Origin of the sequence: Rufibacter tibetensis (assembly GCF_001310085.1) — a bacterium.
GTDB classification, from domain to species: domain Bacteria; phylum Bacteroidota; class Bacteroidia; order Cytophagales; family Hymenobacteraceae; genus Nibribacter; species Nibribacter tibetensis.
On sequence record NZ_CP012644.1, the window covers coordinates 167,517 to 194,274 of the forward strand.

A 26,758-nucleotide genomic window follows, 5' to 3' on the forward strand; every position below is an offset into this window, starting at 1 on the left:
ATGTGGTTCGGGGCATGTACAGGCCTCCAGCGTATAGCAGGAAGCGAATATGCGCGTTAGAAGCAGACCGCAAGGGAGGAGGTGATCGCAGCGGACTGCCTCACCGGGCGGGTGCCCCTCAGGAAAACACCGTCCCTGCTGTCCAGCAGGCGGCCCTCTACGCGCAGCAGCGCCTTGGCCGCCGGGGCATAGTCCAGGCCCAAGGAGTAGCCGGCGGTACGGAAGCCGTGGGGCGACCCGGTGGGGATGATCACCCCTGCCCGGTCACTGTAATACTCGGCGCGGGCGGCCAGCGCCACCCTACTGGACAGGCCGTAATGAAGCAGCAGGGCGGCACTGTGCCACACGGCAAAACCCTCCGAACCCAGCCTTTTTTCCGCACCAAGGTCGAACACAGCTGCCACCTTTACCCGTGGCAGGACCAGGAAGGTGGCGTATAGGTCATGGAAAAACCGCATCTGCCTTGCGCTGTCGGCTTTCTCGTTGCCGATGAACGTGCTGGAGTTGAGCAGCACCTTGCCTGTGGGCCGGAACTGCACCTGGGACCCAACGGCCTTGCCTGAGTTCCCCTCCGTCTCCCGGATGTTCTGCCAGCCGTTCAGCGCCAGGGCGGACAATACCCACTTTCCTGTTTCCCAGGTGAGCTTTACCCCGCTCTCGTAATAAGGGGAGTTCTCGGCGGCAAGGCTCCGGGTCAGCGTCAGGTTGTCCTTGGACACCGCGCTCTCCAGGCCGATATGGGAAGGCAGGATGCCCGCATCCAGCCATAGCCCTCTCCCCAGCCGCACGCCCGCGTTGGCCTCGAGGACGTGTCGGAGCAGTTCCTGCTCGGCGGCCAGGTTGTACTGGGCGTAGGAGCCAGCCATAAGGGCCACGTTGCCTCTGACGTTTTCCGAGGCATAGGCGGCTTTAAGGAAGGCCAGGTTAATGCTGAATTCATTGTGGCGGCTGTGGTTGTAGAGGAAGGCAGGCCGCTCGTGCGCGGGGGGCCGGTTGAAGTCATAGGCGTAGTACGCGTCCACGAACCCGCTGAGGGAAACTCCCCCGGTGGAATCAACCTGGGAAAAGACGGACAAGCTCGCCAGAAGCAGGGTCAGCAGGGTGGGTATTATCTTCATGCCCCATGAAGTTTGATGCGGGGGCAAGTTGGTGAATAATGGGAAGCGAGCAAACATCCGCGCGAAAGGATATTACTCATCAATCTGGGGAAAGGGTGCGGGCTACAGGGAACTCAATTCAGGTTCAGCCCAAACAGCAGCCCGAACCATACCTTTTTGTGGTAGATCCAGTTTTCCCGGTTTTTGTCCACCAGGAAATCACTGCCCATGGCCAAGCCCATGTTGAACTTCTTGGCATCGTAGATGGCCGCCGCCCCGCCGGTCAGGACCAAGCCCTCATATTCGTAGGTGATGGCGTTCCGCGTCACGAACGGGTTCATGGTCACCGAGCCAAGGCCAACGAATCCCCCGTAGCCGCCCCCGAAACCGGAAACGGTATTCCGCCTCTTTCCCCTGGCCAGGGGCTTGATATGGTAGGAGTCTATCCTCCTGCCCAGGTAAAGGGCGGCGCTGAAATTTGGGTTCAGCTGCTCGGGGAATCCCTCCACCGAGGGGCGGACCTTGAAAGGGATGGTCAGCACATCAATGTCAAGTGCCCGGCGAAAAACCCGGAAATCGGGCGTATTATCCCGGCCGAATCGCAGGGAAGGCAGCCCTTCCCCCTGCGGGATGATGAGGATGGAACTGTCCTCCCATTCGATGGCCGCCTTGATCCTCTCGGGGGTGGGGTCCTGCCCTATTTCCCTGGCACCGAAAAGGGAGGCCGGAACCAGGTAATCGTCAGCGGGGATATCCTCCACCTGCCGTACCACGGAACAGCCCCCCGCGCCCGTCAGCAAAAGAAGATAAAACAGCAGGCCGCGTACCTTTACCATACCTAATTGACACTTTCGTCCAAAAATAGGGCAGCCAGCCTGAAGTAAATAATTATATTGGCGGAATTTACGCTTCCTGCTAGGTGAGGAACCCGCGCTTGCCTAGCAGGAAGCGTCACCTTTGATTTGAATCCTATGCAAAAAACCTTGGTTTCCGCCGAATCAGCGGGATGGGAGTGGATAGACATAGAGGACCCCACCCTGGAGGAACTGCAGTTCGTTGCCCAAAAATACGACCTTCACCCCTCCTCCGTGACGGACAGCCTCCAACCGGAGCACCTGCCCAAGCATGAGTTTATCGAAAAGGTGCTCTTTGTCATCACCCGTTTCCACGACCCTGAGGCGCACCTGGAGGCCGACACTATCCAGGAACTCACCAACAAGCTGGCGATCTTCTACAACCGGGGTTTTCTGATCACCATCCACAAGTTCCCCGTCCCGTTTATCGCGGAGATGAAGGGCAGGCTGGAGGAGGGCGGCTGGAGCATGCCCGCCGCGGGCGTCCTTATCAAGCTTCTCAAGGCGAGCCTGAGGACATTCCAAAGGCCCGCCCTCAAGCTGGCCGACGAGCTGGACTACTATGAGGCGAAGATATTCCTCAGCAGGAAAGTACCCTCCATGAACAAGGGACTTTACCACCTGAAAAGGAAGTCCGCCGTTTCCAGGAGGGTTATCCAGCTGGCGGAGACGGTGACCACAGGCTTAACCCTGGAGGATTTCCAGCAGACGGAGGTCCAGGACCTGAAAGATGCCTTCCTGCTCCTTGAGAACCAATACGAGGAGATAAGCGAGAGCTCCAACAACCTGATCAACACCTACATCTCCCTGGCCTCGCAGAGAACCAATGATGTGATGCGTGTTCTGACCATCTTCTCCGTGTTCTTCATGCCCCTGACTTTCATAGCGGGAATCTACGGGATGAATTTTGAGTTCATGCCCGAGCTGAAGTCCAGGTGGGGGTATCCGGGGGTGCTGGGGGCCATGGTGGTAGTCACCGGCCTAATCTATTCCTGGTTTAGACGCAAGCAGTGGCTCTAAACCCCGGTTACCTGGTCAGATGCCCCTTCGCAACTCATTGATATGGGGAGGGGGGGGTTGAAGGCCCTGATATTTTGAAAACGCTCTTGGCACCAGCAGATAAGGATACCATGCGGGAATGGGGTCTGACGGCCTGTAAGAAAAATCACTATGCCTAACATTGTATAACCGGCAGTTACGGCTGACGGCCTTGCCGTCGTTTATACGAGACCCTTAGGCATGTTAGGAAGCCAATATATAAACAATCAAACATCACTCGTTTCAAGTGAATATTTTTATTGTATACAGCCATCCAAGCAAAAAATCCTATACTTCTCAGGTTTTGGAGCAGTTGAAAATGGAATTAATGGCTCAGGATTGGAATGTAGAGATCTCCGACTTATATGCCATGGGTTTCCAATGTGACATGACCGAACAAGAATATGAAAGAGAAGGATTTTCTATTTCAGAGCTCCCGATTCCTGGTGATGTTTTGACAGAGCACCGGAAGATTGAGGGTGCAGATTGCATCATATTCATGTACCCGGTTTGGTGGAGTGACTGCCCGGCAAAACTGAAGGGCTGGTTTGACAGGGTCTATTCCGTTGGTTATGCCTACAAACACATTGACAAATTACCAAAGATGAAAACCATCAAGTATGGTCTCGTCATTTGTACTGCAGGACATCCAAATAAACTCTTGGAAGAAACAGGAATATCAAAAAGTATGGAGCGCATCATGCTCCAAGACAGGCTGGGGACAAGGTTTGAGCAAAAAGAAATGGTTATACTTGGCGGGACATTGCAGATTGAACAAGTCAGAGACCTACATAAAACCCTAATCAAAGAGTTGCCCGCCAAAATCAAGAACTACTGCGCCTAACCACACCTGTGCGGCAGCTCCGCCTCCGCATGGCCAAGTACGTAGGCCGAAGATCACAAACATGAATCAGCTTTTTGCCTTTATACTACTTATAGGCACTGTTTTCCCTTTAAGGATTTCTGAAACAAGCAGTGAATTATTGATTGACCCTGAATTCAAAGGGAATATCGACGTATATGACAAACCAGTTGGAAAAGTGATTGCAGCCGTGAAGCATAACTTCAAGGAAGAGGATTTTACGGTTCTTAGTGCCACAAAGCAAACCATTGGCTTTTTTTATGGCACATTAAAGTACTCGATGTCTGGCAACCAGGTAAAGGGCTGGATCAAAAAAGGCAAGTATACCGGTATCTATGCAAGAAATTATGAAAAGCATTTAACTACCTGTTTATACTCCTGCAACATCTTATCAGTAGTCTAAACGCTTCCTTTTTCCCTGCCTAGTTAACTGCAGGCGTTATCCCTGTCTGAACCGAGGGATACTCTAAGTTAGGCTGTCCACGTTTAGTACTCATTAGCCGGGGCATTAGTGCCGTTTCATGGGACGGAAAATCTATTGCCCCGTCCTGAAAAATATTGACCTTTGTTTGACCATGCACCCTGACCTTATCCGAGGTTTACCGGTGTCTCACGGGTGCCTTTTTCTTTTCTGGGCGGAAACCTGCTCCTATGGCAGTTTAATATTTCCCCTTGGAAAGGAATGCCGCTAACAAACAAGGGTTATTTTAGGGCATTTGCCCTGGAACCTTCGTTATATTCTAAGTAATTCAGGCTTAAACTCCACGTAGGACTTCACAATGAGAAAAAGTTTCCTCCTTTTTTCCCTCCTCACTGTCACCTTATCCATCTTCAATGTAATGCATGCCCAGCAGCAGGTAGCTGACGAGGCGCCTATCCCAGTTGTCCAGGCTACTCCCCTTAAGCTTATTTTTCCTGGAAGGCCTGGCTGGAACCTTTTGAAAGAGGGAGAAAAACGGCAATTTGAGGTAAAAGCTGAAGGAGGCACCGGGGAGAGAGTCATCTACTCCGTCGCCCAAAACCGAGTAGAAGGATTGGTGTTCGATTCACTAGGTCGCTTCTCCTGGACTCCCGGCTATGATTTCGTGGACCGGCTGACAAAGGAAAGCACCGTGCAACTCCTCTTTGAGGCGAGAAACGAAAAAGACGAGCGGGCAAGCCAAGTGGTGGACCTCACGGTGAGGCACGTGAACCGACCACCCGTTGTAGGCGAGCTGAAGCCATTATACGTGCAATACAACACCGTTAACTCCTACACCATTGAATCCTCAGCCATAAAAGACGATGACAATGACCCGACCACAATCGTGCCCATCGCGGGTGGGATGCCGGAGGGCGCGAAGCTATCCGCACAGGGGGAGTTTTCCTGGAAGCCCTCCGTCACCCAGTTCAACAGGCTGCGGGACAAACCCCTGGTGGTGGAGTTCTACGTGGAAGACCAGCCGTACAAAGCCCGTACCAAAGGCCAGTTCAGGGTGGAGGTTACCCAGCAGGACCTGCCCCCCAACGTGCTTCTGGTCCCTTCCCAGAAACTGTTCCGCTTCAAGGAAGACGCTACCGTCAACTTGAAGTTCCAGGTGAACGACCCCAACGGGGAGAGCGACATCGCCTCCTTCAGCTTCATTTCCCAAAGCGCCACGGTTCCGACCAGCGCGCTCGTCAGGAACACCCCTTCCCAATACGAGTTCATCTGGAAACCAGGGTATGACTTCGTGAAGGATCCGCTGGACTCCATTACCTTTGACCTTACCTTTTTTGCCATAGATAAATCAAATAAACAGCAGGAACGCACGGTGACCTTCACGGTCCAGAATGCGATCAACGAGGAGGAAAACGACCAGAAGCTTTACCAAGGGTACCGCACCGCATTGGCAAGGGCATGGGAAATGATGGATCAGCTGGCCGCTGCCGAAAAGGATCTGAAGGATAAGTACAGGCGGGCGCGGAAAGGGAAAAAAGCCCGCTCCGTCACCACCGCTACCTTGGGGGCAGGGACGGGGATCACCCCGGTCGTGATCGAAGTCCCGAACACGACCAAGAAGGTTACCGCGATCGGCGGCACCCTGGTGATGACCATCGGCACCCTCGAAGCGACGGAGGTGATAGGGCGCTCCACGAAGGACCTGGTCGAGCGGCTCAACTACATCATGGAGAAAAGGAACGAGCTGCAGACCAAAGGGGACGCCTACGCCCGCAGGTACTCCCTCAAGAGTGCACGGCGCCGACCTGAGTTCCCGAAGGACACTGATGAACTTACGGCGGCCCTGAGCCTGAGGGGGCTGGTGGCTCTGGAGCTGGAGGCGGGCGGAGAAAGTGGGAAGGGGGCCACAGACGGGGACATCGCCAAAACCTTCGGGGGCTTCCACCCTAATGGTCGGTAAGGCGGGAAGTTCTGGTAAGTGAAGATGGTCCCTCCCTGGAAAACCTAACTTTCCTTGGCACATTAAGCAGGAGAGCCCATACTTGGCAGTCTCCCTATTTTTGATGTTGTTCTTAGCTATTTGCGACGGCAACTTGGAATAATTCTTTTACCGAAAAAGTCTATGTTATTGCTCAATCCTCCCTAAAGCTGAGAACCAATACAGAGGCTTTAGTTCGTTCCCTTTTCGACCCCTTGAAATACATGCCCTTGTTTAGGTAATGGTTATTGCTTCTCTTTCTTTTCGACCAGAAGCTTTCGCTCCAAATCCTCTGTAGCCTTACGCAGGTTGTACCCCTCTCTGGACAAGTAGTTATTAGTCCTTCCCCTGAACTTTATGAACCATTTAAGCCTGCTCTCTTTATCCAACACATTTATGGCATTCCCCCGCGCTTCCAGCAGATAAGCATACACTTGCTTTTTTTGGCTGTCATTGAGGTCGGGCAACAAAGCCAGGAAATGGGAATACTCCTCCTGCAGTCTGTTATCCGTCATCTCATTTTGCAGGGTTTCCACGTGGCTGGAGTCCAGGAAAGCGGAGAGGGCCTCAATGAACGAGTCACGTTGCTCTCCAAGCCGAACCTGGTACTGGGCCCAGATGGCAGCAGCTTCCTGGTCACGTTCCTCCTTGATCTTGGGCAGCTGGTCTGTGGCCTTCATTTTGGCATCCCGTTCCGCCTGCGCCTCCTGTATGCTTTGGTACCGATGGGCAATCAGATTCCGGACATGCTCTTTCTGGATGTCATCTGTAAGGCCTAACTTCCCGACAACATGCTTGGATTGGGTGATCTCCACGGCATTGGAGTGTGTGTTTCTACGCTCAGCCCAGTTGATTCCCTCTTTCTTCAGGTCTATCCCCTGCGCAGCTAAGTAATTAGTTATTCTGCCTTTGTACTTTCCAAACCAGGCATGCTTTTCCTTTGATGACCCACCGTCCATGGCATGTTCCCTTGCCTCCACTAGAAAGGACTTGATCGTGTCCCGCTGCTCTTTCGTCAAATAGGGCAGCATCAACAAATAGTTACGGTAGGTGCTGGGAACAACATGGTAGGTCATCCCGTCTTTTACCTGGTCTACCTGCTGAGCGGTAAGTTCTGCCGACAGCCTTGACAAATAACCGGCGTGCAGTTTTTGGGTCTTGGTGGCTGCCTTGCGCTTGATGGCCTCAACGCGTGCGTCAGCAGATTCTTTATTGTCTCCCGCCTTCTTTTTTGCGGCATTTGTTTGCGCATCGCGCTTGGCTTGAATGGCATGCAGATCAAGATACTGCCGTGCAATGATATCCCGAACACGGGTGGCCTTGGAGGCATTGGTGATCTCCAGCGTCCCCACTAACTTATCAGCCCGCTGCCTTACAACCTCTACATAAACGGCCTCCTCCGCTTTGGTTTTTTGTTTCTCCTGCGCCCTGGCAGGCATTATTGAAAGGAACAAAAACATAAGCCCCACCACATACCTGAAGCCTCTCAACGGCCATTTCTGCTTTTGCATAATAGGATTGATTTTTATAGTATATGATTCTATTTTGAACATGTAATAGTTTGAAAAGAAAGCGTCATGCACTGGGAATATTCATCAGTATGGTACGGCGGGTTGTGTAGCCTCTTGCCAGAGAATCCTTCTTTGGTAATTTCTGCTTTTTAATATTTAAGCGCAGGCTACTTTTCAATAGGATGCTTTTGGTATATCAGCTCAGTAAACACCTGCATTTCCATTCATGGGGATTCCATCTTTCCCAGAAACCGAGAACACGACAGCCACCAGTCCTGTGTTGCCAAGTATCCGCAGCACAATGAAAAACTAGTTGAGGCTGACACTACATAGTTCGCCGGGCAGATGCCCCAAAGCATGGTGATGTCTTGATTCTTAGTGGTGGTAACGTTGTATAAAGGCAAATCCCAACCTTATTCATACTAGGATTTGGGCTTTTCCGTATTTTCAGGCCAATTCAATTCAGAAGTTTTTGGTTACTGAATCTCGAAACAACCTACTTAACTGATCGTGTCGATGTTGTTGCCCAGGTTGCGGTAATTGATTTTCTCCTGAGGATTGGTACCATTAAGATATTCTTCGACATTCGTGTAACCATCGCCGTCTGTATCTATTGCGCCATCCTTGGAGTTTTTAGGGGCAAGTCTGTATTTGGTTTCCCATGCGTCAGGCATACCATCGCCATCGCCATCAACAGGCACCTGAGCAGGATTGTAGGTCAGGTTTGGATAACCCCCAACTTCAGATACGTCTTTGATGATACCGGTTGCAGTCATTGGTTTTCCTGTGCGCACCATTTCTGTAACCCGTCTGTCCACAGCATCACGTTTGGGTAAAGTGGCCCCGGCCATGGCAAGCACTGATTCGAATGCGGCCTCAGCTGTCTGGTGTGGCGCCACCGGCCACCCAACAAAAGGGGTATTCACACGGGCCAGGTTCTCAGGTCCGCGCATACCGGCCCAGTTGTTGGTAATCACTTCCTGGTTGTCGTGCATAATGTTGCCAGCAACATACCACTTGCCTGGACGATTGGCTGCTTTGGCATACCAGTCACCTTCGGCCCAAGCACTGCCGGGGGAATACATACTCCTTTGTTCAATGCGGGCAAAGACCGCGCGCATATTTTCATTGGTAGCAGGTCCCGGCTTGAAATAGTTGTTGATAAGATTGATCTCAGAAGTCTCATCTCCACCATCTATGGAACGGTGACGCCAGTTGAAAAGCACATTGTAGCGAAAATCAAACGGACCTGACATGCCTATGGATGGATTGCGGGCAGTGTTGCTTGCAAAGAGGTTATGATGGAATGTAGATGGGTTTCCTCCCCATGTACCGCCAAAGGCATGTCCTCTGGCATCAAGCGCTTCGCTGGAAATAGACCACTGGATGGTAACATGCTCGGCAGGATCCTTTATCTGGGTTTTCCCGTCTAAGGATGGTCTCATGGTGCGGTAGAGCGAGATATTCTCGTCCATACCCCAGCTTGTAGAGCAATGGTCTATGATGATATGATGCTGCGGATATCCGCCTATGTTATCATCACCTTGTCCCCCGGTAGGAACCCCACGGCGTACCCGCAGGTGGCGGATAATGACATTGTGTGTGTTGATATTCAAGGTACCGGCAATACAAATACCATCGCCCGGAGCAGATTGGGCTGCAATGGTGATATCAGGATGATTGATGTTAAGGTCTTCTTTAACTTTGAGCGTGCCTGCCACACGGAAGACAACGATACGGGGTCCTTGTGCTTCTACGGCAGCCCGTAAGCTACCCGGGCCGCTATCGTTAAGATTTGTTACGGCAATAACTCTACCTCCACGTCCTCCGGTGGTAAACATCCCCCCTCCCCATGCCCCGGGAAATGCAGGGATAACAGCTTCGGGCAACCGCGGTGGATGGGGAGGTATTTGCCCAGGTTCAGGCTCCCCAGTAGTCTGTGCATTTGCGGACACACCTGGACATAGTAAAGAGAGCAAAACCAAGCCCGCTGTGACAAATTGATAAGGTCTTTTCATGTTCTTTTGATTCTTCAGGACAGTTCCATTGATATATGATAGATAAAAGCGGTTGCTCAAGTGAGGATTCGCCCATCTCCCAGGACAACCCATCAGGCTGCTTACTGCTCAACGCTCTTTACGAGCGGAATTTTGTCACTCGGCCAACTGCCGTCCGTGATCGGGTAAGTCTTCAGCTTGCTGGGATCGACCACGACGTGCTTTATCCGTTTCCGGTGCCACGTGTAGACGATGTGGACCAGACCGTCTGCTGTCTGGATCACGGCCGGATAGGAATACTGTTTTTCCGGCTCGTTGATGTAATCAAGCACCAGCGCAGCTTCCCAGCTCTTGCCATCCTTGCTGATGGCCACATTCAGTACCCCTCGGCCCTTATGGCCCATGCCGGACTGCGCGCGCGCGGAATGATTGTAAACCAGCAGGTGGCGGCCGTCCTTAAGTGTCACTGCGTCTATGCCCGAGTTATTGTTGGGCAGCTCCGTAAAATTCATCTCCGACCAGGTAAGCCCCCCATCTTCTGACCAACTCTGGGAAATATACCCTGCTTTGCTAGTGGTTCGGCAGAGCATCTGGATGCGGCCGCCGGGATGAGTCAGCAGTGTGGGCTGGATAGCGCCAATCTTGTCTGGATTGTTAATCGTGCCAAGATTTTCCCAGCTTTTACCGCCATCTGTGCTGCGCTCTATGTGAACACGCCAACCACCTTTTCCCTCTGTGCTGGAACTGGAAATAATAGTGCCGTCTTTTAGTTGAATCGGCTTGTTTTTCACCGGGCCGATAATTTTGTCGTCTAGTCTTCTTGCCTTACTCCAGGTGCGTCCTCCGTCGCTCGAAGTCTTCACCATGCCCCACCATTCAGAGGGGCTCGGTCCGACCTTGTAGAAGAGCATCACCTCGCCCCCTCGCTCCTGGAACAGCACTGGGTTCCAGGTGGGCAGCCTGTTTCCTTTAGACTGCACACCATCAGCCACGCTCACGGGAGTTGTCCATTTCCCACCTGGTTTCTTGCGAGTCAACCGGATCTCGACGTCGGGGTGGCGCTCGTGGGTTCCGCCAAAGAAGGCGCTCAGCAGCTCGCCCCCTTCCAGCTCCAGTATCGTTGCCGAGTGGGATTGCGGAAAATCGGCTTTGGTGTAGATAAACTCCTCCAAGACAATGCCGGCACGGTGCGCACGTGGTTTTTCCCCGGTGTCTGCTGACAGAACCGCTGAAAAGAGGAGGTTGGCAGTTAACAGGGTACTGATTACCACAAGGTGTTTTATCGTTTTTTGCATTTACAATTTCTTTTAGACTTGGTGGATCTCCTGTATTTACTGACTTCTATAGGGTCAGGCAAGTACGGTGGGCGCAGGATAGAACAGCTTCCCAATGTGCTGGCTACTGTCTGTGACTTATCGGTTTTTGCTACCTGATGCAGGTGCATCCGTTACATGTTTCCTTATTGTTCGGGACATGGGCTTCCTTCGGCATCGGTGACCGTTGACCTGAATAAAGAAGGCCTTCATTCAAACTCAGAACTTGCCCCAAACGCTTGCAGTGGCCTTTGAACAGTTGTAAGCTATCAGCTAGGCTCAAGAAACCGAAGCAAAAGTCGTTTAACAGGGATCTGGTGTAGTTGGAATGGGATATTATCTGGTTCAAACAACAAAGGTGTGCACCTGCACATACCCTGCGACTTATTTAAAGGTAGATCGAGATCAGCAAAAGAGCAATATGGAAAGTTCTGATTCTCTGAAAGGTTTAATTCCACATAACCGGTAGCAATCAGAATCACACCTAACAAGTAACTATTTCCCCCAGTCTTCAAAGGGAATAGAAGCAAGGCAACTCTCAGTATTTTGTCCAAAGGAATGAAGCATGGTGGAAACCGCAAAGATTTCAACAATAATATATCTTACTCCAACTACATTTATTCCGGATTGAACTTCTTTGGATAGATGGTGAAAGCAGAATTCACGATCTTACATCTTATGTCAATGAAGAAACACTTTCTTAAACTACTAATATTTATTTATCTGTTCATGGCAGGAGCCACTCTACCTGCCTTGGCACAGCACGAAGGGTTCTTGTACGGCGAGGTCACGTTGACGAACAATGAACGGTTTAAAGGGCAAATCCTTTGGAGTGCCGGGCAACGCATGTGGGTGGACATGATGACAGTAGAGAAAAAAGACAACCCTGTGCTCAAGTACCTCAACAGTGAGCAACTGGAGAGACTTAGCCAAGAGGAAACACAGGAGGAAATGGATTGGGGCTTCATGAACCTTTGGAAAAACCGCTATCCATCCCGTAAACATACCCTTAGATGCCGTTTCGGGGATATGGCGGCTATCCGGGTTACCGGTAGTTACGAAGCGGTGATTACATTGAAAAACGGGCAAAAGGTCAATATTTATACCAACAAAGACCCGGAATATAAAGATCAGTTGGGAAAAAGAATCGCCGTAATCCATTCAGGGAAGGAAAAGAAGTATGTTGAATGGGGAAGCATAGAAAGAATTACATTTATGCCTACCCCATCCAAACTACATTACCTAAAGGCAGAACCCCTTTATGGCACCATCACTACCCGAAACGGCTTTGCCTACAAAGGGCAGGTACAGTGGGACATGGATGAATACCTCACTACCAATTGGCTGAACGGCAAAAGCAGAGAAGGGGAAAACATTAGCATACGCTTCCAGGAGGTGGCATCTGTGCGCCCCAAAGAGGACGGTGCATTAGTGAAGCTTCATTCAGGGAAAGAAGTTTACCTACAGGACAACAGCAATGTTAACCGTAAAAACCAGGGTATCGTTGTTCAGCACCCTACCTGGGGGAGAGTGTACATTCGGTGGAGAAACTTCAAAGAAGCTGTTTTCACACCCTATCCCATTGATGCAAGTTTCGGTTATAGCGCTTTTCAAAAGCCAAAGCCCCTAAGAGGCACCATCTCAACCGGCAACCTGACTTGGAAGGGATTCTTCATTTACGATCTGGATGAGAAACTTGACATGGAGACATTAGATGGCTGGGACAAAGCAGGGGCCCTGCGGCAGGTGCCCTTCAGGTACATCAGTAAAATTTCCCCGATAGATGATTCCCATGCAGCAGTAGTTTTGAAAGACGGGCAGAAACTGCTGCTGGGTGATCGCAGCGATGTATCTGAAAAAAACTGGGGTATCATGGTTTGGCCCCAGCCAAGCAAGTACAAGTACATTCCATGGAATAAAGTGATACATGTCATGTTTGATTAGCTAATACTCTCCCTCAATGAGAAACCATAAAACCAAAGCAAAAAAAGGGGTATTCCAGGCATGGACAATATTCGCCGCTGCGCTCATGTTAGCCCTGTTTATCCAGATTGCCCTACACCTTGGAGAATTGGAACATGTGGCCGCATTGCTTTGGATTGTAGGAGTTATTGTTTTTTTATGGATTGGAAACAGGTTTATCCATGCAAGGTTAGACTTTATTTACCCCTGGACGGCGCAACCCCTCAGGCGTTTCTTTATTCAATTGCTAAGTAGCAGCCTTTATTCACTGGCTTGCATAAATGCCTCCTACTATTTTCTGAAAACCCTGTTGGTAGGCCTGCCCCCTGACCTGGAACAAATCCTCGTGCTTAACCTTTATGGCATGTTGTTTATCATTCCGGTATTCTCCCTGAATTTTGGTTTGTTCTTTATGGCACGCTGGAAAGAAGCTTTTGTCCAATCTGAAAAATACAGGGAGGAAAACCTCCGCACCCGCTTTGAATCGTTGAAATCACACATTGACCCCCATTTTCTTTTCAACAACCTGAACGTACTTTCCTCGCTCATTGACAAAGCCCCACAGGAGGCGCATCAGTTTCTGGATAAGTTTGCGGATGTGTACCGGTACGTTTTACAACACCGCGACGAAGAACTGGTAGACCTTGAAACCGAGCTGGCCTTCATACAGTCGTACAGCTTTCTTTTTCAGCAGCGGTTAAACAAACAATTGCGAATCAAAATTGATGTCCCCTCCGGCAAAAAGCCCCGCTATATTCCTCCTTTGTCGCTGCAGATGCTGGTGGAGAATGCGATCAAGCATAACAAGGCGACTGGGGCAAACCCTCTTTCCATAGAGATCTTTCTTGAAAATGAAAGTAGGCTTGCGGTTCGGAATACTTTTCAGCCTAAGCACAAGGAGCCGTCCGACCTTCCCCAGGTGGGACTTGACAACATCCGGAAAAGATTTGGGTATTTCTCCGAGCAGCCCGTTGTAGTCACGCAAGATGTCCAATTTTTCACGGTGAAGCTTCCTTTGCTGGAGTGGGAAACCATAGACAGCGGAAAACTTTAACTTTACCTGAAAGCTTAAGCGGAACTGAACCTTAATCTCAAACTTATGAGGGTTGTTATAATAGAAGATGAGGCTCTGGCTGTTGAAAAACTAACCAAGATGCTCCTGAGCTATGATAAACAGTTGCAGGTGGAGGCAACTCTCACCTCAGTGGATGAAGCAGTGGCATGGCTTCAGACGCACCCTGCTCCGGATCTTCTCCTGGTAGATATCCATCTCGAGGATGGTCTCTGTTTTGAGATATTCAAGAAAGTAACCGTTGATAGCCCTGTCATCTTCACAACAGCCTATGACCAGTATGCCATCAAGGCTTTTCAGGTGCATAGCGTTGATTACCTGCTTAAACCGATTCAGTACGAGAAGCTGGCCCAAAGCCTGGACAAATTCAAGGCTTTGCAGGCGAGATTCCATCCCCCGGTTCCCCAATTGCGGCTTGACGATTTGGCGAAACTCATCAATGCAGATCGGAACACCTATAAGTCAAGGTTTCTGGTAAAAGCCGGTGCGCGCATAAGGGCCATAAAATCAGATGAGATTGCCTATATCTTCACAGAGCAGAAGACGAATCTGCTGGTTACCAGGGACGGCCTAAGGTATCCCGTAGATTACTCCTTGGATGAGCTCTGCTTGATGCTTGACACGAACCTTTTCTTCCGGGTAAACCGGCAGCTGGTCATCCATATAGATTCCGCCGCAGAGATTCATCCCTATTTCAAAGGAAGGCTGAAACTTGGACTATACCCTCCGCTTGACATGGAAGTCATTATCAGTAGTGACCGCACACCCCTTTTCAAGGAATGGCTGGGTAAATAGTTTAAACAAAGTATCAAAACCTTACCCCTGCCGCTTCCAGTCAGCGATATTTCCTTATTCACTTGAGGCATCAGCCCGCTATCTATAAAATAAACTCCTCAATAGGCTTACATACTCAGGCAGACCTCAATTCTTAATAGCAGGATCTCCCGATTCAACCAGGTTAAATCCTGCTTGGACAGTGAAGGGTTCAGGAGACAGAAACAAGTTTATACCTTGTGGTAATCGCTTCCTAACCCATCAGCACGATCCTGCATGTCTGAACACCCAAAACAAATACATCTTCCTGGCGGCAAATGCAAGGTCCCAAAGAGCCTGTTGCCGCTAGCATTGTTTTTCTTATTCAGTGTTATCCAGGTTGGGGCACAATCCATCGCCGTGACAGGCACAATTCAAAATGCAGCAGATTCAACAGCGTTGCCAGGTGCCATTGTTTTGCTTCAGCAATCGGATGTCACTTCTCCTGCGGCTGCGTCGACGGATGTGGATGGTAAATTCAGGTTTGAGCGCATAGCTCCGGGAGAGTACATAGTAAAGGTGACCTACTTTGGATTCAAATCACTTACAAAGTCAGTAAGGGTAGACCAGAGGTCAGTAGACCTGGGAACGTTGCTTTTACAGGAAGAACCTACAGCGATAAGGGAGATATTGATTATAGGGCATATGGCGCTTGGGGAACAGCTGGGGGATACCACGCAGTTCAACGCTGGCGCCTTTAAGGTTAACCCAAGTGCCAGCGCAGAGGACCTCGTGCAGAAAATGCCTGGCATAACCATACAGGATGGAAAGATACAGGCGCAAGGCGAAGATGTACAGGAGATCCTGGTGGATGGGAAACGCTTTTTCGAAGGTGACGTGGACGCTGCTTTGCGCAACCTGCCGGCAGAGGTGATCCAAAATATCCAGATATTTGACAAGCAGAGCGACCAGGCTGAGTTTAGTGGGTTTAATGATGGCAAAAGGGCCAGGACAATCAACATTGTCACCAAACCTGAGCGCAGGCGGGGGCAGTTTGGGCAAGCATCCGCGGGCTATGGAACAGATAGCCGTTATATGCTGGGGGCCAGCGTGAACTTCTTCAGTGGTCACAGGCGCCTTACAGTTACGGGCATAAGAAATAACATAAACGTATCGGACTACTCAATAGGTGAGACCCCGGGTGGAGGCATGAGAGGCCGTAGAGGAGGCTCTAACGGAATCATCACATCAAACAGGATAGGGCTTAACTTTAGTGATGAGTGGAGGGGCAGGATTGAAATCAGCGGGAACTATGTTCTAGATTATAAACAGTTTGAGCAAGGCCAAAGAAAGGAAAGAAATTATTTTCTTTCAGCCACATCCGCTGATTCCGGAAGAGTCTACTCAGAAAACAGCAACAGTTTGAATGCTGATACAAGGCAGCGTTTCACCATGCGGCTGAAGTACGCCATGAATGACCGCAACGAAATCCTGTTCAAACCTAATTTCTCGATCCGGACAGGAAACTCCGACACCTATTTCTTTGGCCGCACAAGTAACGGCAATGGCCCCATCAACCAGACGGAAAATAATGCCTATGGCAATGAAGCTGGCCTTGAAGGGGAAAGCGATCTCCATTTCAGGCATCGTTTCACCAAAAAGGGGCGTACTTTTTCCACCAGCCTTAAAAACAATTTCAGCACCGGTGAAGGTGAAAGCTACAGGGTTGCAGAAAACATATTCCATAACCAGGAGAACCCATTTGAAACACTGGATCAGTACAGGAACAACGACAGCAGGGGTTACGCCTGGGAAGCCAATGCCTCCTTTACTGAACCTATTGGCAGGAACGCCAGAATGCAACTGGAGTACCAGATCAGTAATAAGGTAGACGACGCTGACAGACGCACTTTCTACCTGGCGGAGCAGACTGGCCACTACACTCTTCTGGATACTACGCTTAGCAATAGCTTCAAGAGTGATTACCTGACACAGCAAATCAAGTTTGGGTACCAGTACAATGCAAAAAGATTCAGGCTGGAAGGTAAGGCGGAACTCCAGAAAGCGAAATTAGAGAACAACCAGGAGTTTCCACAGGCATATGGAATGGAACGCGTTTTCTACAGCGTACTTCCATCCGCAGAACTTGAGTATACCTTTTCCGCATCACGTAATCTCCGTTTGGAATACCAAACCAATACCACTGCCCCTTCATTCAGCCAGCTGCAGGATGTGATAGACCAGTCCAATCCGCTTCATATCAGATCGGGAAACCCTGATTTGAAGCAGTCATACCAGAACAGGATATCTTTGAGATACCGGGGTTTCAATCCTCAGACGAATAAAGTCTTTTACGTTGGCTTAAGAGGTTCCATAACCCAAAACAACATTACCAACAGTACAGTCATAGCTGACAGAGCTATTGCACTAAGTGATGAGGTTGAGTTAAAAGAGGGTTCCCAATTTACCCGCCCTGTTAACTTAGATGAAGATTATTGGGATTTAAGAACCTTCTTCAACTATGGGCAGCCGGTACATTTCATAAAATCCAAGGTAAGCTTCAGTGGTTCCGTGGGTTTTTCCAAACGCCCAGGGATCATCAATGAGCGTACAAACATTTCCAAAGCCACCAACTTCAGGTTGGGTGTTTCCCTTAGCAGTAACATAAGCGAGGAAGTAGATTTCAATCTATCCACTAACTCAAACTATAATATGGTGGAAAACACGCTTCTCCCCCAAAAAAACAACAATTATTTCAACCAAAGCACAAACTTGAAATACACCTGGGCTTTCCTCAATGGGTTTGTTTACCGCACGGAGCTAAACCACCAGTTCAACGCCGGGCTTTCGGCGGGATATGACAACAGTTATCTGCTCTGGAATATGAGTTTGAGCAAGAAAGTTTTCGCTGATAAGAGTGGGGAGATAAGTTTGAGCGTAAACGACCTGCTGGAGCAGAATAACAGCATCACCCGCAATGTGACCGAATTATACATAGAGGATGTGCAGTCATCCATCCTGCAGCGGTTCCTTATGCTCACCTTCACGTATAGCATCAAAAATTTTGCAGGTGGTACTAAATAATCCTATCGCGCTCAATAGCATATAGGCTTGCTAGCCAAGCCTTTTGCCGATGTGCCGGGCTTGATGATTTGATTTTCAAGTCAGTGCCTGTAAGCGCCTGCACAAGCAGGGATATCAGTTCAGCTCTTGAAAAAGGCAGGCATTCTCCAGACTGATACCCTAAGACAGGTAAAAGACACGTTTACCGCCCTCCTTTTCTAAAACTTCTGCGTTTGTTTTTCATAGGAAGCGGCAATCGTATGTCCGCCTTCCGCAGTTGTGTGGTAGCCAATGAGGCAAAAATCATTCCCTGCCCTAATTCCAATGCAGCCGGCGCGTCATCTTTATCCAGCAGCGCAAAGGTAACAGTATTCGTTCCATTCACTTCCGTCCATGGCAAGGCTTTCCCCTGACTTGTCCTCAGCACAGGCAATCCGCGTACGGTTACCGGCTCAGAAAATATCACCTCCACTACCCGTTCCCTAGAACCTATGCGAACCTCCGTCACTTGGGGAGCATCTGTGCGTTCCGGGTCCCAGCGGTTTTCAAAGGTCCAGGAGGCGGTTATGTCGCTTGGTTTCGGGGAGCCGGCTGCGGCACCCAGGTTGTCTGCATGCCAGGCAGCATCTCCCCCAGCGCGGTGGCAGTTGTAGAAGAAGACGCGCCTCCCCCATCTGAAATCATCTGTTGGTATAGCCGGGGCGTTGGTATCCAGTACGTCTTTTGTGGTTTCCGAAAACTGGCACCCTATCAGGTAAAACTGAGAGTCGCGCGGGTAACGGCCCAGGGCATACTCTTTCGCCCCATCGAAGGTCGAGTTTTTTATGACCAGTTTTTTACGGGGGTCCTTTCCCCCGTCATGCCAGAGGGCTGCCCGGGTATCTACCTCAAAAAAGGAGGAATTGGTGACATAGCACCATCCCCTGGGGCAGAGGTAATCAATGTTCCCCTGAAAATGGCAGTTGGCATGGTAATACAAGCCTCCGCCCCTTGCCCAGAGCGCCACCGTATCATTTCCTTCCGCTATGAAATCGCAATTGGTTGTCAGGATGAAGGAGCCGCGCCCATAAAGCGTAAAGGTATGGCGCCGAAAAGGGTATGTATTCTGCACCGTCAGGTTCTCCAGCACAATGCCATCCGCAAACACATTCAGCACACCCCTTAAGTCAGCCGGAGGCGCAGTCGCTTTCGGGTCGCGCCGGGGTAAATCGAACGCAATGCGGGTTCCCCTCCGGCTCTCCCCCCTTAGGGTTACATTGGGCCTCGTGATGTTTACCTGCTCCGCATAAACCCCGTCCCGGATAAAAATAACGACCCTGTGCGTATCCGTTATCTCCAGCGAAGCCAATGCCTCCGAAACTGTTTTAAAGTTTCCGGAACCGTCACTGGCTACCGTTATGTCCGGAGCAAGGGTTGACATCGGGTAAGCAGTGGCCGATAGAGTTAGCAGGAAAAGGAAGAGCCCGCCCATAAACGCCGATTTGACCAAGGACATCATATGATGAAGTTTATTAACTCAGAAAACGGGAAAAGCAAAATAACAGGAACCCCGGCAGCAGGAACCGTACAATGGAATGCCTGGTCTATCGTGAAAATTGGCTGGTTTTATCCAGCGGTATCCCCGGGATTTTTCAAACAACTTTCTTTTCAGCAGAGGGTATCGCTGGTTCTTGTGCAATCTCTTCCATTTTCTCCTCCTGTTCAATTTCTGTTTCCTTAAATAGCGGGTGTCGCCGCCAGTAATTTGCCAGTATAGAGCCGGAAATATTCATCCAAGGGCTGAAAACGGCTGCCGCCAACCCTACTGTTCCCAGTTTGCCCATTGTCCCGGCTAGCCCAGATGCCATTCCACCATTCTGTAAGCCTACTTCAAACGCCATGGAACGGGCAGAATTTTTATCCAGTCCCAGCAAGCGACTAAACCAGTAGCCGAGCACATACCCCGCCGTATTATGTATAGCGGCGGCTAGAAACAGCAGGAAGCCCACTTGCAACAGGTTGTCACGCCCGGCGGCAGTTGTAACGGTGGTAAAATATACTATCCCGAACATGGAAACATAAGGCATAAACCCGTCCAGCTTGTGAAAACGAGTGGCAAGGCTGTGGTAAAACACTCCCACCACTGCAGCACCAGTCATAAAGCTAAAGATTTCTGCCGCTTTTAAACCTGCAGGACTCAAAGTGTTATCCAGCCAATTCCACCCACCCAACGCCAACGCCAGCAACCAGCTTAGGCAAAACAGGGCGATAAAATTAACGGCTCTTCTGCCTTCAGGGCTTGCTTTTTTCAGGTAGTCGTGCAACAGGGCTGCACCAATTGGGACCAGCACAATCTTGATAATCTCCAGCATCATGTTGATGAATTTGATCTCTACCAGCGTTCCCGCCAAAAGCTTCATCATGAACGGTGTAATGAACGGGGCCAGTAGCGTAGCCATGGCGGTTACAGCAACCGACAAGACCAGGTTAGCGCGGGCAATGTAAACCATCACATTAGAGGCCAGCCCACTGGAACAGGAACCAATCAGGATGATGCCTGCCGCTATTTCATCATCAAAACCGAAGAACTTGGTTAACATAAAGCCCATGAACGGCATGATAGAAAATTGACACAGCAGGCCTATAAGAACACCGCGGCCCGTAGTAGCCAGTCCCGTAAAATCGCGCAGGCTCATTTGTATGCCCATTCCAAACATTACCATCTGCACCACCAGCAGAATCAGCCATGTATTACGGAGGTCGAATTCTCCCCAGTAGAGCAACTGGGTAGGGTATACCATACCGGCAACCACCGCGGCTATAATCCAGGCAGTATATTGATACCCTTTGAGAGCCGGAAGTGCCCCCAGGCCAATGGCAAAAGCAACTGCCGTTCCTACAAAAGCTGGCTGCCACAATGAAGGCATGTCAAGCAGCATACCAATCAGCAGTAGCATAAAGAGCAGGGCGCTCCCCAACAGACAAAGGCCCCTCAACTTCTTTACCGTAGCCCCCATCTTACAATACTGTTGCCAGGTGCTTTACAGCCTGTGGCGGACTGGCAATGATGGGGACACGCTTTTCCGATTCATCCATGGTTTGCACCACACGGGCCATAGAGGCTTGCGCCATCAAGATAACATCTACCTGCGCGGATAGCTCCCGCAGGGCATCTGTCACCATCGCATCATGTTTGGCAGCATCACCGCTCATCAAGGCCTCAAATGCGCCTTCACAAAGTCTTGAAGTAAGCTCTATCTCCTTTCCTGCCAGTGAGGCACGGCGTCTTACCAGGTCACTGGTAGGGGCCAGTGTCGTTGGCAGCGTAGCAACGACCCCTATCTTTCTACCCGTATTTATTGCCAGGTCCACCATGGGTTGGTCTACCCGTAATACTGGGACTTTTGTAAGTAATGCTGCTGTTTCTACTGCTGCGCCTATTGAGGAGCAGGTCACCATAATAAAGTCGGCACCAGCAGCTTCCGCAGAACCTATATGATCCACTACCCGGCGGGCAGTTGTTGAAGTCATTTCTCCTTTCGAGATTACATCCTTGATAAGGCTATCGTCCACTATGTTAAAAACATTTATATCAGGCAGCAATTCAGAGCAAAGCTGCTGAAAAACAGGTACCAGTGTGGCAGAGGTATGAATAAGGCCTAGTGTTTTCTTTTCCATATGATTCTAAATAGTTTGTGTGTGAAGTGATGACTTTCCTTGTGAAATAATCCCAAAGTAATTTTCCGGCCCCACCTGCCCTCCTTTAAAATTCACTTCCAGCCCATCAGCTGGAGAACCTGGGGCATAGGCTTTACACAGGGGGGCACCAGGTGTGACAGGCGCAATCATTTCCACGGCTTCTATGCCTATTTCGCGGGCAGCGTAACTGGAGGTGTCTCCACCAGCAATCACGATCCGTTGCAATTCTGTTTCTCCTACTATTGCCCTCACTATTCGCCCCAATGCGGCGCCGTAGAGGCGTGCTGTCTGTCTTTGCATGCTTGCCTTGTCTAGCCCCTGCAGCCTAAAGACCTCCTCCGTTTTAACCACACGTGCATCGTGCATACCCCGGCTGGTATGCACGATAACACTTCTTCCTTCCTGAAGGAAGGTTAACGCGTCAGCCACGGCACACCTGAACCATTCATCACTGGTATTTCGGGCTATAGCTTCGGTATCAAGGGCTATCTCCTGAAAGCCATTGGCCAGAGCCCAGCTAATCTGCCCCGAGGTAACCGGCGAACAGCTTCCTGATACAACAAGCAAAGGAGCAGCAAATCCCGGCTCAACCCAATTCCGTACCGGCTGTAGTTGTCCTGTATGTTCCCAATATTTACCCAGAGCCATTTCAATTCCAGAGGAACCTACAGAGAAAAGGGGCTTTTCAGGAGTTGCATAGGCATTGATAAGCTCGCCTATGGTTTCTAAATGAGCCTCGTACAGGGCATCAAACAGCATTACTTCTGCTCCACCCTGAATGGCACTTTCTAGCTCTCTGCTGGCTTGAGCCACTGGCAATACAACCTGCAGATTATCCATCAACCCGATTCGCTTCTTTGTCTGCCGGGCCAGGTGCAGGCGCAGGTCGCCTTCATCGGCGGGCGTGATTGGGTGGCGGCTCATGGAGGGGTGCCGGTCAATGCGGTATATTATTCCTGAACTCCCGATGCCCATGCGGGCAAACAGGTTTCCAAAAGCACAGTAGCGGCCAAGTGCCGGCGCTGCTACCAAAAGCGGCACAAAAGGCGCCTCAAAGATGGTTGTGGCTATGTCAATGGCTTTTCCAATGCTCCCGATAGCCGGAGAGGAATCAAAGGTAGAGCAAACTTTATAATGCACATGGGCAGCCCCCAGGGCACGCAGCGCCGTAAAAGCAGGCCGCAGTTCCAGTTCCATTTCATCAGGTGCCATTGCCCGGGCCAGGCCTGCCACCCCAATTGCCTGCAGCCCTTCGTACCTAGCCAACTGTTCCGGCGTGGGCGGCTGTATAAAAAGGACAGTCTTGGCCCCGGCCCGGCTCAGAAACTCCAGTGCGTCAGTTGAGCCAGTGAAATCGTCACCATAGTAGGCCAGCAAAAGTTCTCCGGTTACTGCCATCATTTCCTGGTTCCAAACTTTTCAACTGATTCCCGGAATTCGGGGTACTGCCGCGCAGCCTCTTCCACTGTTAGCCCTTGCACTGCTGCCTCCCATGCCTGGCGCATGGCTACCACACCACCACATGGCCCGCTAGGATGTGCCATAATGCCACCACCTGCCATATACAGCAGATCGGTAGTCTGAGTACGGCGGTAAGTCTCAGGTGCCTGCCCGCCCCACTGCCCCGATGATACAACAGGCAGGACAGAGTACCCGCCCAGCATGGGTTTTAGACAAGCCTCAATTGAACGGACCACCGAATCGTCTGATTCCCAGAATTTGTTTTGGATACCATTCACGTGAATCTGGTCTACCCCAGCCAAACGCCAAAGCTTTTGGTAAGCAGGAAACTCTATGCCCAGAAACGGATGCCGGTTCAGCATACCCCAGCCGTTTCTATGCCCGTGTATAGCCAGTTGCCCCTGGTCACACACCTTTTTGACACCGGCCAATCCCACACTGTTCAGGCTGACCATGGCACAAGTGCCACCAGAGGCAACTATCTTCTCGTACCGGCGCAGCATTACGTCTATTTCGTCAGTTATATTAAAAGCATACATCACCTTTTTGCCTGTTTTATCGGCATGGTCGTTGATGACGCGCGTTACCATGTCCAGACGGTCCTCAAAAGAGGAATTGGCCGAAGCCGACATCAGTTCATCGTCTTTCACGAAATCAATACCTGCCTCAGCCAGTGTTTTCACAAGGTCGGCGGTCTGCTGCGGCGTCATGCCAATACTGGGCTTGATGATGGTGCCTATTAGCGGTCGTTCTTCTACCCCAGTCAACTGGCGGCACCCCTTTATGCCAAATTTCGGCCCACTAAAATGTGTTGCAAAGGAGGATGGCACCTCCAGGTCCATCAGTTTCAAACCTGTAAACTGAGTGAGTTCATACAGATTACCCTGTAGCGTTGAAATCAAGACAGGAAGGTTATAGCCGAAGTTTTCGATTGACCAAGACACTTCCAACATTGCTCTGTGGTATAGTCTTTTATCTGACACAGCCCCTGGTATAGCGGGCTCCGTCACGGTTTCCAGCGGTGTTATTGACTCTACCCGGGCTGCAAAGCGCCGTTTTAGTTCAGCCGTCTCGCCGGGCACCTCCACAAACGTACCCGACGATTGCTCCCCTGCCAGCACCTGGGCAGCAGCCTCTACTTCCAGCGGCGTTTCTATGAGGTACTTTGCGGTGATCCTTTCCATAACTCTCCAGGCATTGTTTGTTCTTATAAATAACTCATTCTACTATCGTTTTCCCAGCCAGGCTTGCCTTTGGTTATACTTTTTAGAAATATAACTAAAACAACATACCTTACATCTACCCCACCCCCACAATCAGTATCCCCATCCCGAATATCCAGCGTAAGTATCACATTTATTTATAAAAAAGCAATTTATATTTAAAATAATTTATCACTTATTTTGTTCTGATTTACAAAAGAACAAACAACCATTATAAAGCTCTACAATAAAATAAAGCAGTTTACGCAATCAACAAAAGCCCCAAAAACCTACCTCTTAAAAACAACAGGACAGTGCAGGATGCAAGCTTTAAAACTAAAAACTAACTTATCATTTACTGAGCAAAATCCTGCAGTATCAAATTTGAATTAATCTAATAAATAACCAAGAACAAACAAACCAAAACATCCTCTTTACATACCGGAAGTAAGCTGATATCGGAAGCAAGTTGAACTCACCTTCAAGTACAGCTAAAAAGCTTTCGACAGCATGGCGAATCCCGGGTCAGAAATCATGTTCCGACCTACCGTTTAGTTTACCAAAATAAAAAACTGATTATCCTCCTACCCGAGTTCTCTCAGTTAAGATATGTTCACAGTGATCCCTATGTACAGAGAAATTTTATTTGCTCTCTCTTTCCTTGCCACCATAGCTGCATGCAAAAAGCAAAAGGAAGAAGTGCAGGAAAGCGAAACCAAGCCTATTACTTACCTCCCGTATATACCCTTGAAGCTGGAGGATCTTAATGAATTTCAGCAGCCTGGTGCTGGAAACTGGGATGTTGCGGGGAATGTTTACGCTGACAGACACAGCCCCAATAGCTTAACTGCCTCAAACGGCACGGGCATTTTAACCAGTCTGCCCGCAAATGACAAAAACGCCAACTTATTGACTAAGCTGTCACACGGCGACATAGACCTGGAGATGGATTTCATGATGCCCAAAGGCTCTAACTCGGGGGTTCTTCTGCAAAGCAGGTATGAGGTGCAATTATCCGACAGCTGGTTAAAGGGCAGCCTTACACCTGAAGATTGCGGGGGGATAGCCCCCGACGGTAAAAAAAAGGCGTTCCCTGGCAGTGCACCAGCTGAAGGCGCCTCCAAAGCCCCAGGGCTGTGGCAACACCTAAAAATAAGCTTCAAGGCTCCACGGTTTGACCCTACAGGAAAGAAAGTAGCAGATGCCCGCTTTGTGGAGGTAGTATTGAATGGCGTCCAGGTACAAAAGGACGTTGTGGTGCCTACTCCCACGCAATCAGCACCCTATACTGATGAGCAGGCCCTTGCCCCGCTGATGCTGCAAGGGGATCAGGGCCCGGTTGCTTTCAAGAATATCAGGTACAAGGTTTACGACGCGGCCCCTATCCTAGTACAGAACGTCCATTACAAATTGTTTGAGGGCAGACACTATACGCTTGACGCATGGCGGCATCTGCCTCCTGCTAAAACAGGCAAAGCGGATTCCCTTTCCCACCTGCTGGGAGAAGAAGACGAGGTATTGGTACTGGAAGGGCAGATGGAAACCCCGCGCGAAGGGGATTATCTGTTCAAAACATCGGCAGGAGGACCTGTGTGGCTGGTGATCGATGATTCAGTGGTGGTTGAAAATGGCAACTCACGTGACTATAACCGGTTCTTCTATGGCAAGACATCCCTAAGCAGGGGTAAGCACAATTTCAGGCTTGCCTATTCCAATTCTGATAAAAGCCTTTCCTTGGAGTATGAAGGCCCGGGAAGGCCCTGGACCGTGCTTACGACCCCAGCTTCCCTGAGGCGCACGGGCGAGGTAGCCCCCCTGGCTTTGCTTGTGGAGGAAGAGCCCGTGATGCAGCGGGGCTTCCTACTGCACCAAAGTGCCCCGAAGCCTTATGCCGCTTCAATAGGGATACCGGGGGGCGTCAACTATGCCTATGACCTCAATGCCCAGGGGTTGCTCAACATATGGCACGGCAAATACATAGACGTGTCCAATATGTGGCGCGAGCGGGGCGAGACCCAGTTGGAAATCCCGTTAGGTGCAAGCCTGCAGTTGCCAGGGCTACCCACACTCGCTGTGCTTAAAGGAAGGGATACTGCCTGGCCCGCCGCCATCGGACCTGATGACAATACTTATACGGACAGGGGCTACCGACTAACCCCTGACGGCCTCCCGGTCTTTTTCTATACCCTCAACAAAACGGAAGTAGAAGACTTCCTGCAGCCCACCCCTGACAAAACCGGATTAACCCGGGAGATCAGCCTGAGATCCCACCAACCCGCCGGCCAGCTTTACTGCTTGCTTGGCAGCGGCAGCGCCATTGAGAAGCTCCCTAATGGCAGCTATGCCATTGACAACAAAAGCTATTACCTGGAGGATCTGCAGGCTTCAGGGGCAAGCCCCACCATCCGCCAAGTCAGCAACGGACAATACCAACTCCTGTTGCCGCTGAACCCCAAGACAAAAACCGCCAAAGTAAAATATTCCATTATCTGGTAG

General features: G+C 50.3%; 19 protein-coding genes. 9 read left to right on the top strand and 10 right to left on the bottom strand.

Annotated elements, in window-relative coordinates; translation table 11 throughout:
• Positions 1-56: 56 nt before the first annotated feature.
• The gene (locus DC20_RS21965) at positions 57-1,118 is read right to left on the bottom strand and encodes a porin (protein WP_062546185.1); all 1,062 of its coding nucleotides are present in this window, start codon (positions 1,116-1,118) and stop codon (positions 57-59) included.
• A 113-nt stretch (positions 1,119-1,231) separates the two neighbouring features.
• The gene (locus DC20_RS23020) at positions 1,232-1,639 is read right to left on the bottom strand and encodes a hypothetical protein (protein ID WP_157593469.1); all 408 of its coding nucleotides are present in this window, start codon (positions 1,637-1,639) and stop codon (positions 1,232-1,234) included.
• Between the two features lie 429 nt (positions 1,640-2,068).
• Between DC20_RS23020 and DC20_RS21975 the strand changes: the two genes are divergently transcribed.
• The 4 genes from DC20_RS21975 (at position 2,069) to DC20_RS21990 (ending at position 6,232) form a co-directional block, all read left to right on the top strand.
• The gene (locus tag DC20_RS21975; RefSeq protein WP_062546187.1) at positions 2,069-2,971 is read left to right on the top strand and encodes a magnesium transporter CorA family protein; all 903 of its coding nucleotides are present in this window, start codon (positions 2,069-2,071) and stop codon (positions 2,969-2,971) included.
• Between the two features lie 265 nt (positions 2,972-3,236).
• Positions 3,237-3,833: an NAD(P)H-dependent oxidoreductase gene (locus DC20_RS21980; protein ID WP_062546188.1), complete on the top strand. Its 597-nt coding sequence runs from the start codon at positions 3,237-3,239 to the stop codon at positions 3,831-3,833.
• Positions 3,834-3,894: 61 nt separating this feature from the next.
• The gene (locus DC20_RS21985) at positions 3,895-4,254 is read left to right on the top strand and encodes a hypothetical protein (protein WP_157593471.1); all 360 of its coding nucleotides are present in this window, start codon (positions 3,895-3,897) and stop codon (positions 4,252-4,254) included.
• A 376-nt stretch (positions 4,255-4,630) separates the two neighbouring features.
• The gene (locus DC20_RS21990) at positions 4,631-6,232 is read left to right on the top strand and encodes a hypothetical protein (protein ID WP_062546190.1); all 1,602 of its coding nucleotides are present in this window, start codon (positions 4,631-4,633) and stop codon (positions 6,230-6,232) included.
• Positions 6,233-6,495: 263 nt separating this feature from the next.
• On the opposite strand, the gene DC20_RS21995 is transcribed toward DC20_RS21990, so the two are convergent.
• The 3 genes from DC20_RS21995 to DC20_RS22005 all read right to left on the bottom strand — a co-directional run bounded on the left by DC20_RS21995 (position 6,496) and on the right by DC20_RS22005 (position 11,053).
• A complete protein-coding gene (locus DC20_RS21995) occupies positions 6,496-7,761 on the bottom strand; it encodes a DUF3826 domain-containing protein (RefSeq protein ID WP_062546191.1) in 1,266 nt (421 codons plus the stop codon).
• A 500-nt stretch (positions 7,762-8,261) separates the two neighbouring features.
• On the bottom strand, positions 8,262-9,779 hold the full coding sequence (locus tag DC20_RS22000; protein WP_169788229.1) for a pectate lyase family protein: 1,518 nt from the start codon (positions 9,777-9,779) through the stop codon (positions 8,262-8,264).
• 101 nt (positions 9,780-9,880) lie between these two features.
• The gene (locus DC20_RS22005; RefSeq protein ID WP_071885676.1) at positions 9,881-11,053 is read right to left on the bottom strand and encodes a sialidase family protein; all 1,173 of its coding nucleotides are present in this window, start codon (positions 11,051-11,053) and stop codon (positions 9,881-9,883) included.
• A 747-nt stretch (positions 11,054-11,800) separates the two neighbouring features.
• On the opposite strand from DC20_RS22005, the gene DC20_RS22010 reads away from it, so the two are divergent.
• From DC20_RS22010 to DC20_RS22025, 4 genes are all read left to right on the top strand, one after another.
• Positions 11,801-13,015: a hypothetical protein gene (locus DC20_RS22010; protein WP_062546193.1), complete on the top strand. Its 1,215-nt coding sequence runs from the start codon at positions 11,801-11,803 to the stop codon at positions 13,013-13,015.
• Positions 13,016-13,031: 16 nt separating this feature from the next.
• Complete coding sequence (locus DC20_RS22015) at positions 13,032-14,087, top strand: sensor histidine kinase (protein ID WP_083470483.1); 1,056 nt, start codon at positions 13,032-13,034, stop codon at positions 14,085-14,087.
• A 45-nt stretch (positions 14,088-14,132) separates the two neighbouring features.
• On the top strand, positions 14,133-14,900 hold the full coding sequence (locus tag DC20_RS22020) for a LytR/AlgR family response regulator transcription factor (RefSeq protein WP_062546194.1): 768 nt from the start codon (positions 14,133-14,135) through the stop codon (positions 14,898-14,900).
• A gap of 378 nt (positions 14,901-15,278) precedes the next feature.
• The gene (locus DC20_RS22025; protein ID WP_169788230.1) at positions 15,279-17,942 is read left to right on the top strand and encodes a TonB-dependent receptor; all 2,664 of its coding nucleotides are present in this window, start codon (positions 15,279-15,281) and stop codon (positions 17,940-17,942) included.
• Between the two features lie 181 nt (positions 17,943-18,123).
• Here DC20_RS22025 and DC20_RS22030 read toward each other — a convergent pair whose 3' ends face one another.
• The 5 genes from DC20_RS22030 to DC20_RS22050 form a co-directional block, all read right to left on the bottom strand.
• Positions 18,124-19,419: a pectinesterase family protein gene (locus DC20_RS22030; protein ID WP_083470485.1), complete on the bottom strand. Its 1,296-nt coding sequence runs from the start codon at positions 19,417-19,419 to the stop codon at positions 18,124-18,126.
• 133 nt (positions 19,420-19,552) lie between these two features.
• Complete coding sequence (locus DC20_RS22035; RefSeq protein WP_245652369.1) at positions 19,553-20,857, bottom strand: bile acid:sodium symporter family protein; 1,305 nt, start codon at positions 20,855-20,857, stop codon at positions 19,553-19,555.
• A 61-nt stretch (positions 20,858-20,918) separates the two neighbouring features.
• Positions 20,919-21,578 carry an aspartate/glutamate racemase family protein gene (locus DC20_RS22040; RefSeq protein WP_062546198.1) on the bottom strand — a complete coding sequence of 220 codons (660 nt, stop codon included), beginning with the start codon at positions 21,576-21,578 and terminating at the stop codon, positions 20,919-20,921.
• Between the two features lie 6 nt (positions 21,579-21,584).
• Entirely contained in the window at positions 21,585-23,000 is a 1,416-nt protein-coding gene (locus DC20_RS22045) for a four-carbon acid sugar kinase family protein (RefSeq protein ID WP_071885678.1), read from the bottom strand.
• On the bottom strand, positions 22,997-24,244 hold the full coding sequence (locus tag DC20_RS22050; protein WP_062546199.1) for a ribulose-bisphosphate carboxylase large subunit family protein: 1,248 nt from the start codon (positions 24,242-24,244) through the stop codon (positions 22,997-22,999). The genes DC20_RS22045 and DC20_RS22050 overlap by 4 nt, the downstream gene beginning before the upstream one ends.
• 627 nt (positions 24,245-24,871) lie before the next feature.
• Between DC20_RS22050 and DC20_RS22055 the strand changes: the two genes are divergently transcribed.
• Positions 24,872-26,758 carry a family 16 glycoside hydrolase gene (locus tag DC20_RS22055; protein WP_062546200.1) on the top strand — a complete coding sequence of 629 codons (1,887 nt, stop codon included), beginning with the start codon at positions 24,872-24,874 and terminating at the stop codon, positions 26,756-26,758.

Excerpts from the sequence above, each read along its gene's own strand:
- DC20_RS22020 (WP_062546194.1), top strand. The coding sequence starts at position 14,133 with ATGAGGGTTGTTATAATAGAAGATGAGGCTCTGGCTGTTGAAAAACTA.
- DC20_RS21965 (WP_062546185.1), bottom strand. The coding sequence starts at position 1,118 with ATGAAGATAATACCCACCCTGCTGACCCTGCTTCTGGCGAGCTTGTCC.
- DC20_RS22010 (WP_062546193.1), top strand. The coding sequence starts at position 11,801 with ATGGCAGGAGCCACTCTACCTGCCTTGGCACAGCACGAAGGGTTCTTG.
- DC20_RS22055 (WP_062546200.1), top strand. The coding sequence starts at position 24,872 with ATGTTCACAGTGATCCCTATGTACAGAGAAATTTTATTTGCTCTCTCT.
- DC20_RS22005 (WP_071885676.1), bottom strand. The coding sequence starts at position 11,053 with ATGCAAAAAACGATAAAACACCTTGTGGTAATCAGTACCCTGTTAACT.
- DC20_RS22030 (WP_083470485.1), bottom strand. The coding sequence starts at position 19,419 with ATGATGTCCTTGGTCAAATCGGCGTTTATGGGCGGGCTCTTCCTTTTC.
- DC20_RS22035 (WP_245652369.1), bottom strand. The coding sequence starts at position 20,857 with ATGCTACTGCTGATTGGTATGCTGCTTGACATGCCTTCATTGTGGCAG.
- DC20_RS22000 (WP_169788229.1), bottom strand. The coding sequence starts at position 9,779 with ATGAAAAGACCTTATCAATTTGTCACAGCGGGCTTGGTTTTGCTCTCT.
- DC20_RS21990 (WP_062546190.1), top strand. The coding sequence starts at position 4,631 with ATGAGAAAAAGTTTCCTCCTTTTTTCCCTCCTCACTGTCACCTTATCC.
- DC20_RS21985 (WP_157593471.1), top strand. The coding sequence starts at position 3,895 with ATGAATCAGCTTTTTGCCTTTATACTACTTATAGGCACTGTTTTCCCT.
- DC20_RS22015 (WP_083470483.1), top strand. The coding sequence starts at position 13,032 with ATGAGAAACCATAAAACCAAAGCAAAAAAAGGGGTATTCCAGGCATGG.
- DC20_RS22040 (WP_062546198.1), bottom strand. The coding sequence starts at position 21,578 with ATGGAAAAGAAAACACTAGGCCTTATTCATACCTCTGCCACACTGGTA.
- DC20_RS22045 (WP_071885678.1), bottom strand. The coding sequence starts at position 23,000 with ATGATGGCAGTAACCGGAGAACTTTTGCTGGCCTACTATGGTGACGAT.
- DC20_RS21995 (WP_062546191.1), bottom strand. The coding sequence starts at position 7,761 with ATGCAAAAGCAGAAATGGCCGTTGAGAGGCTTCAGGTATGTGGTGGGG.
- DC20_RS22050 (WP_062546199.1), bottom strand. The coding sequence starts at position 24,244 with ATGGAAAGGATCACCGCAAAGTACCTCATAGAAACGCCGCTGGAAGTA.
- DC20_RS21975 (WP_062546187.1), top strand. The coding sequence starts at position 2,069 with ATGCAAAAAACCTTGGTTTCCGCCGAATCAGCGGGATGGGAGTGGATA.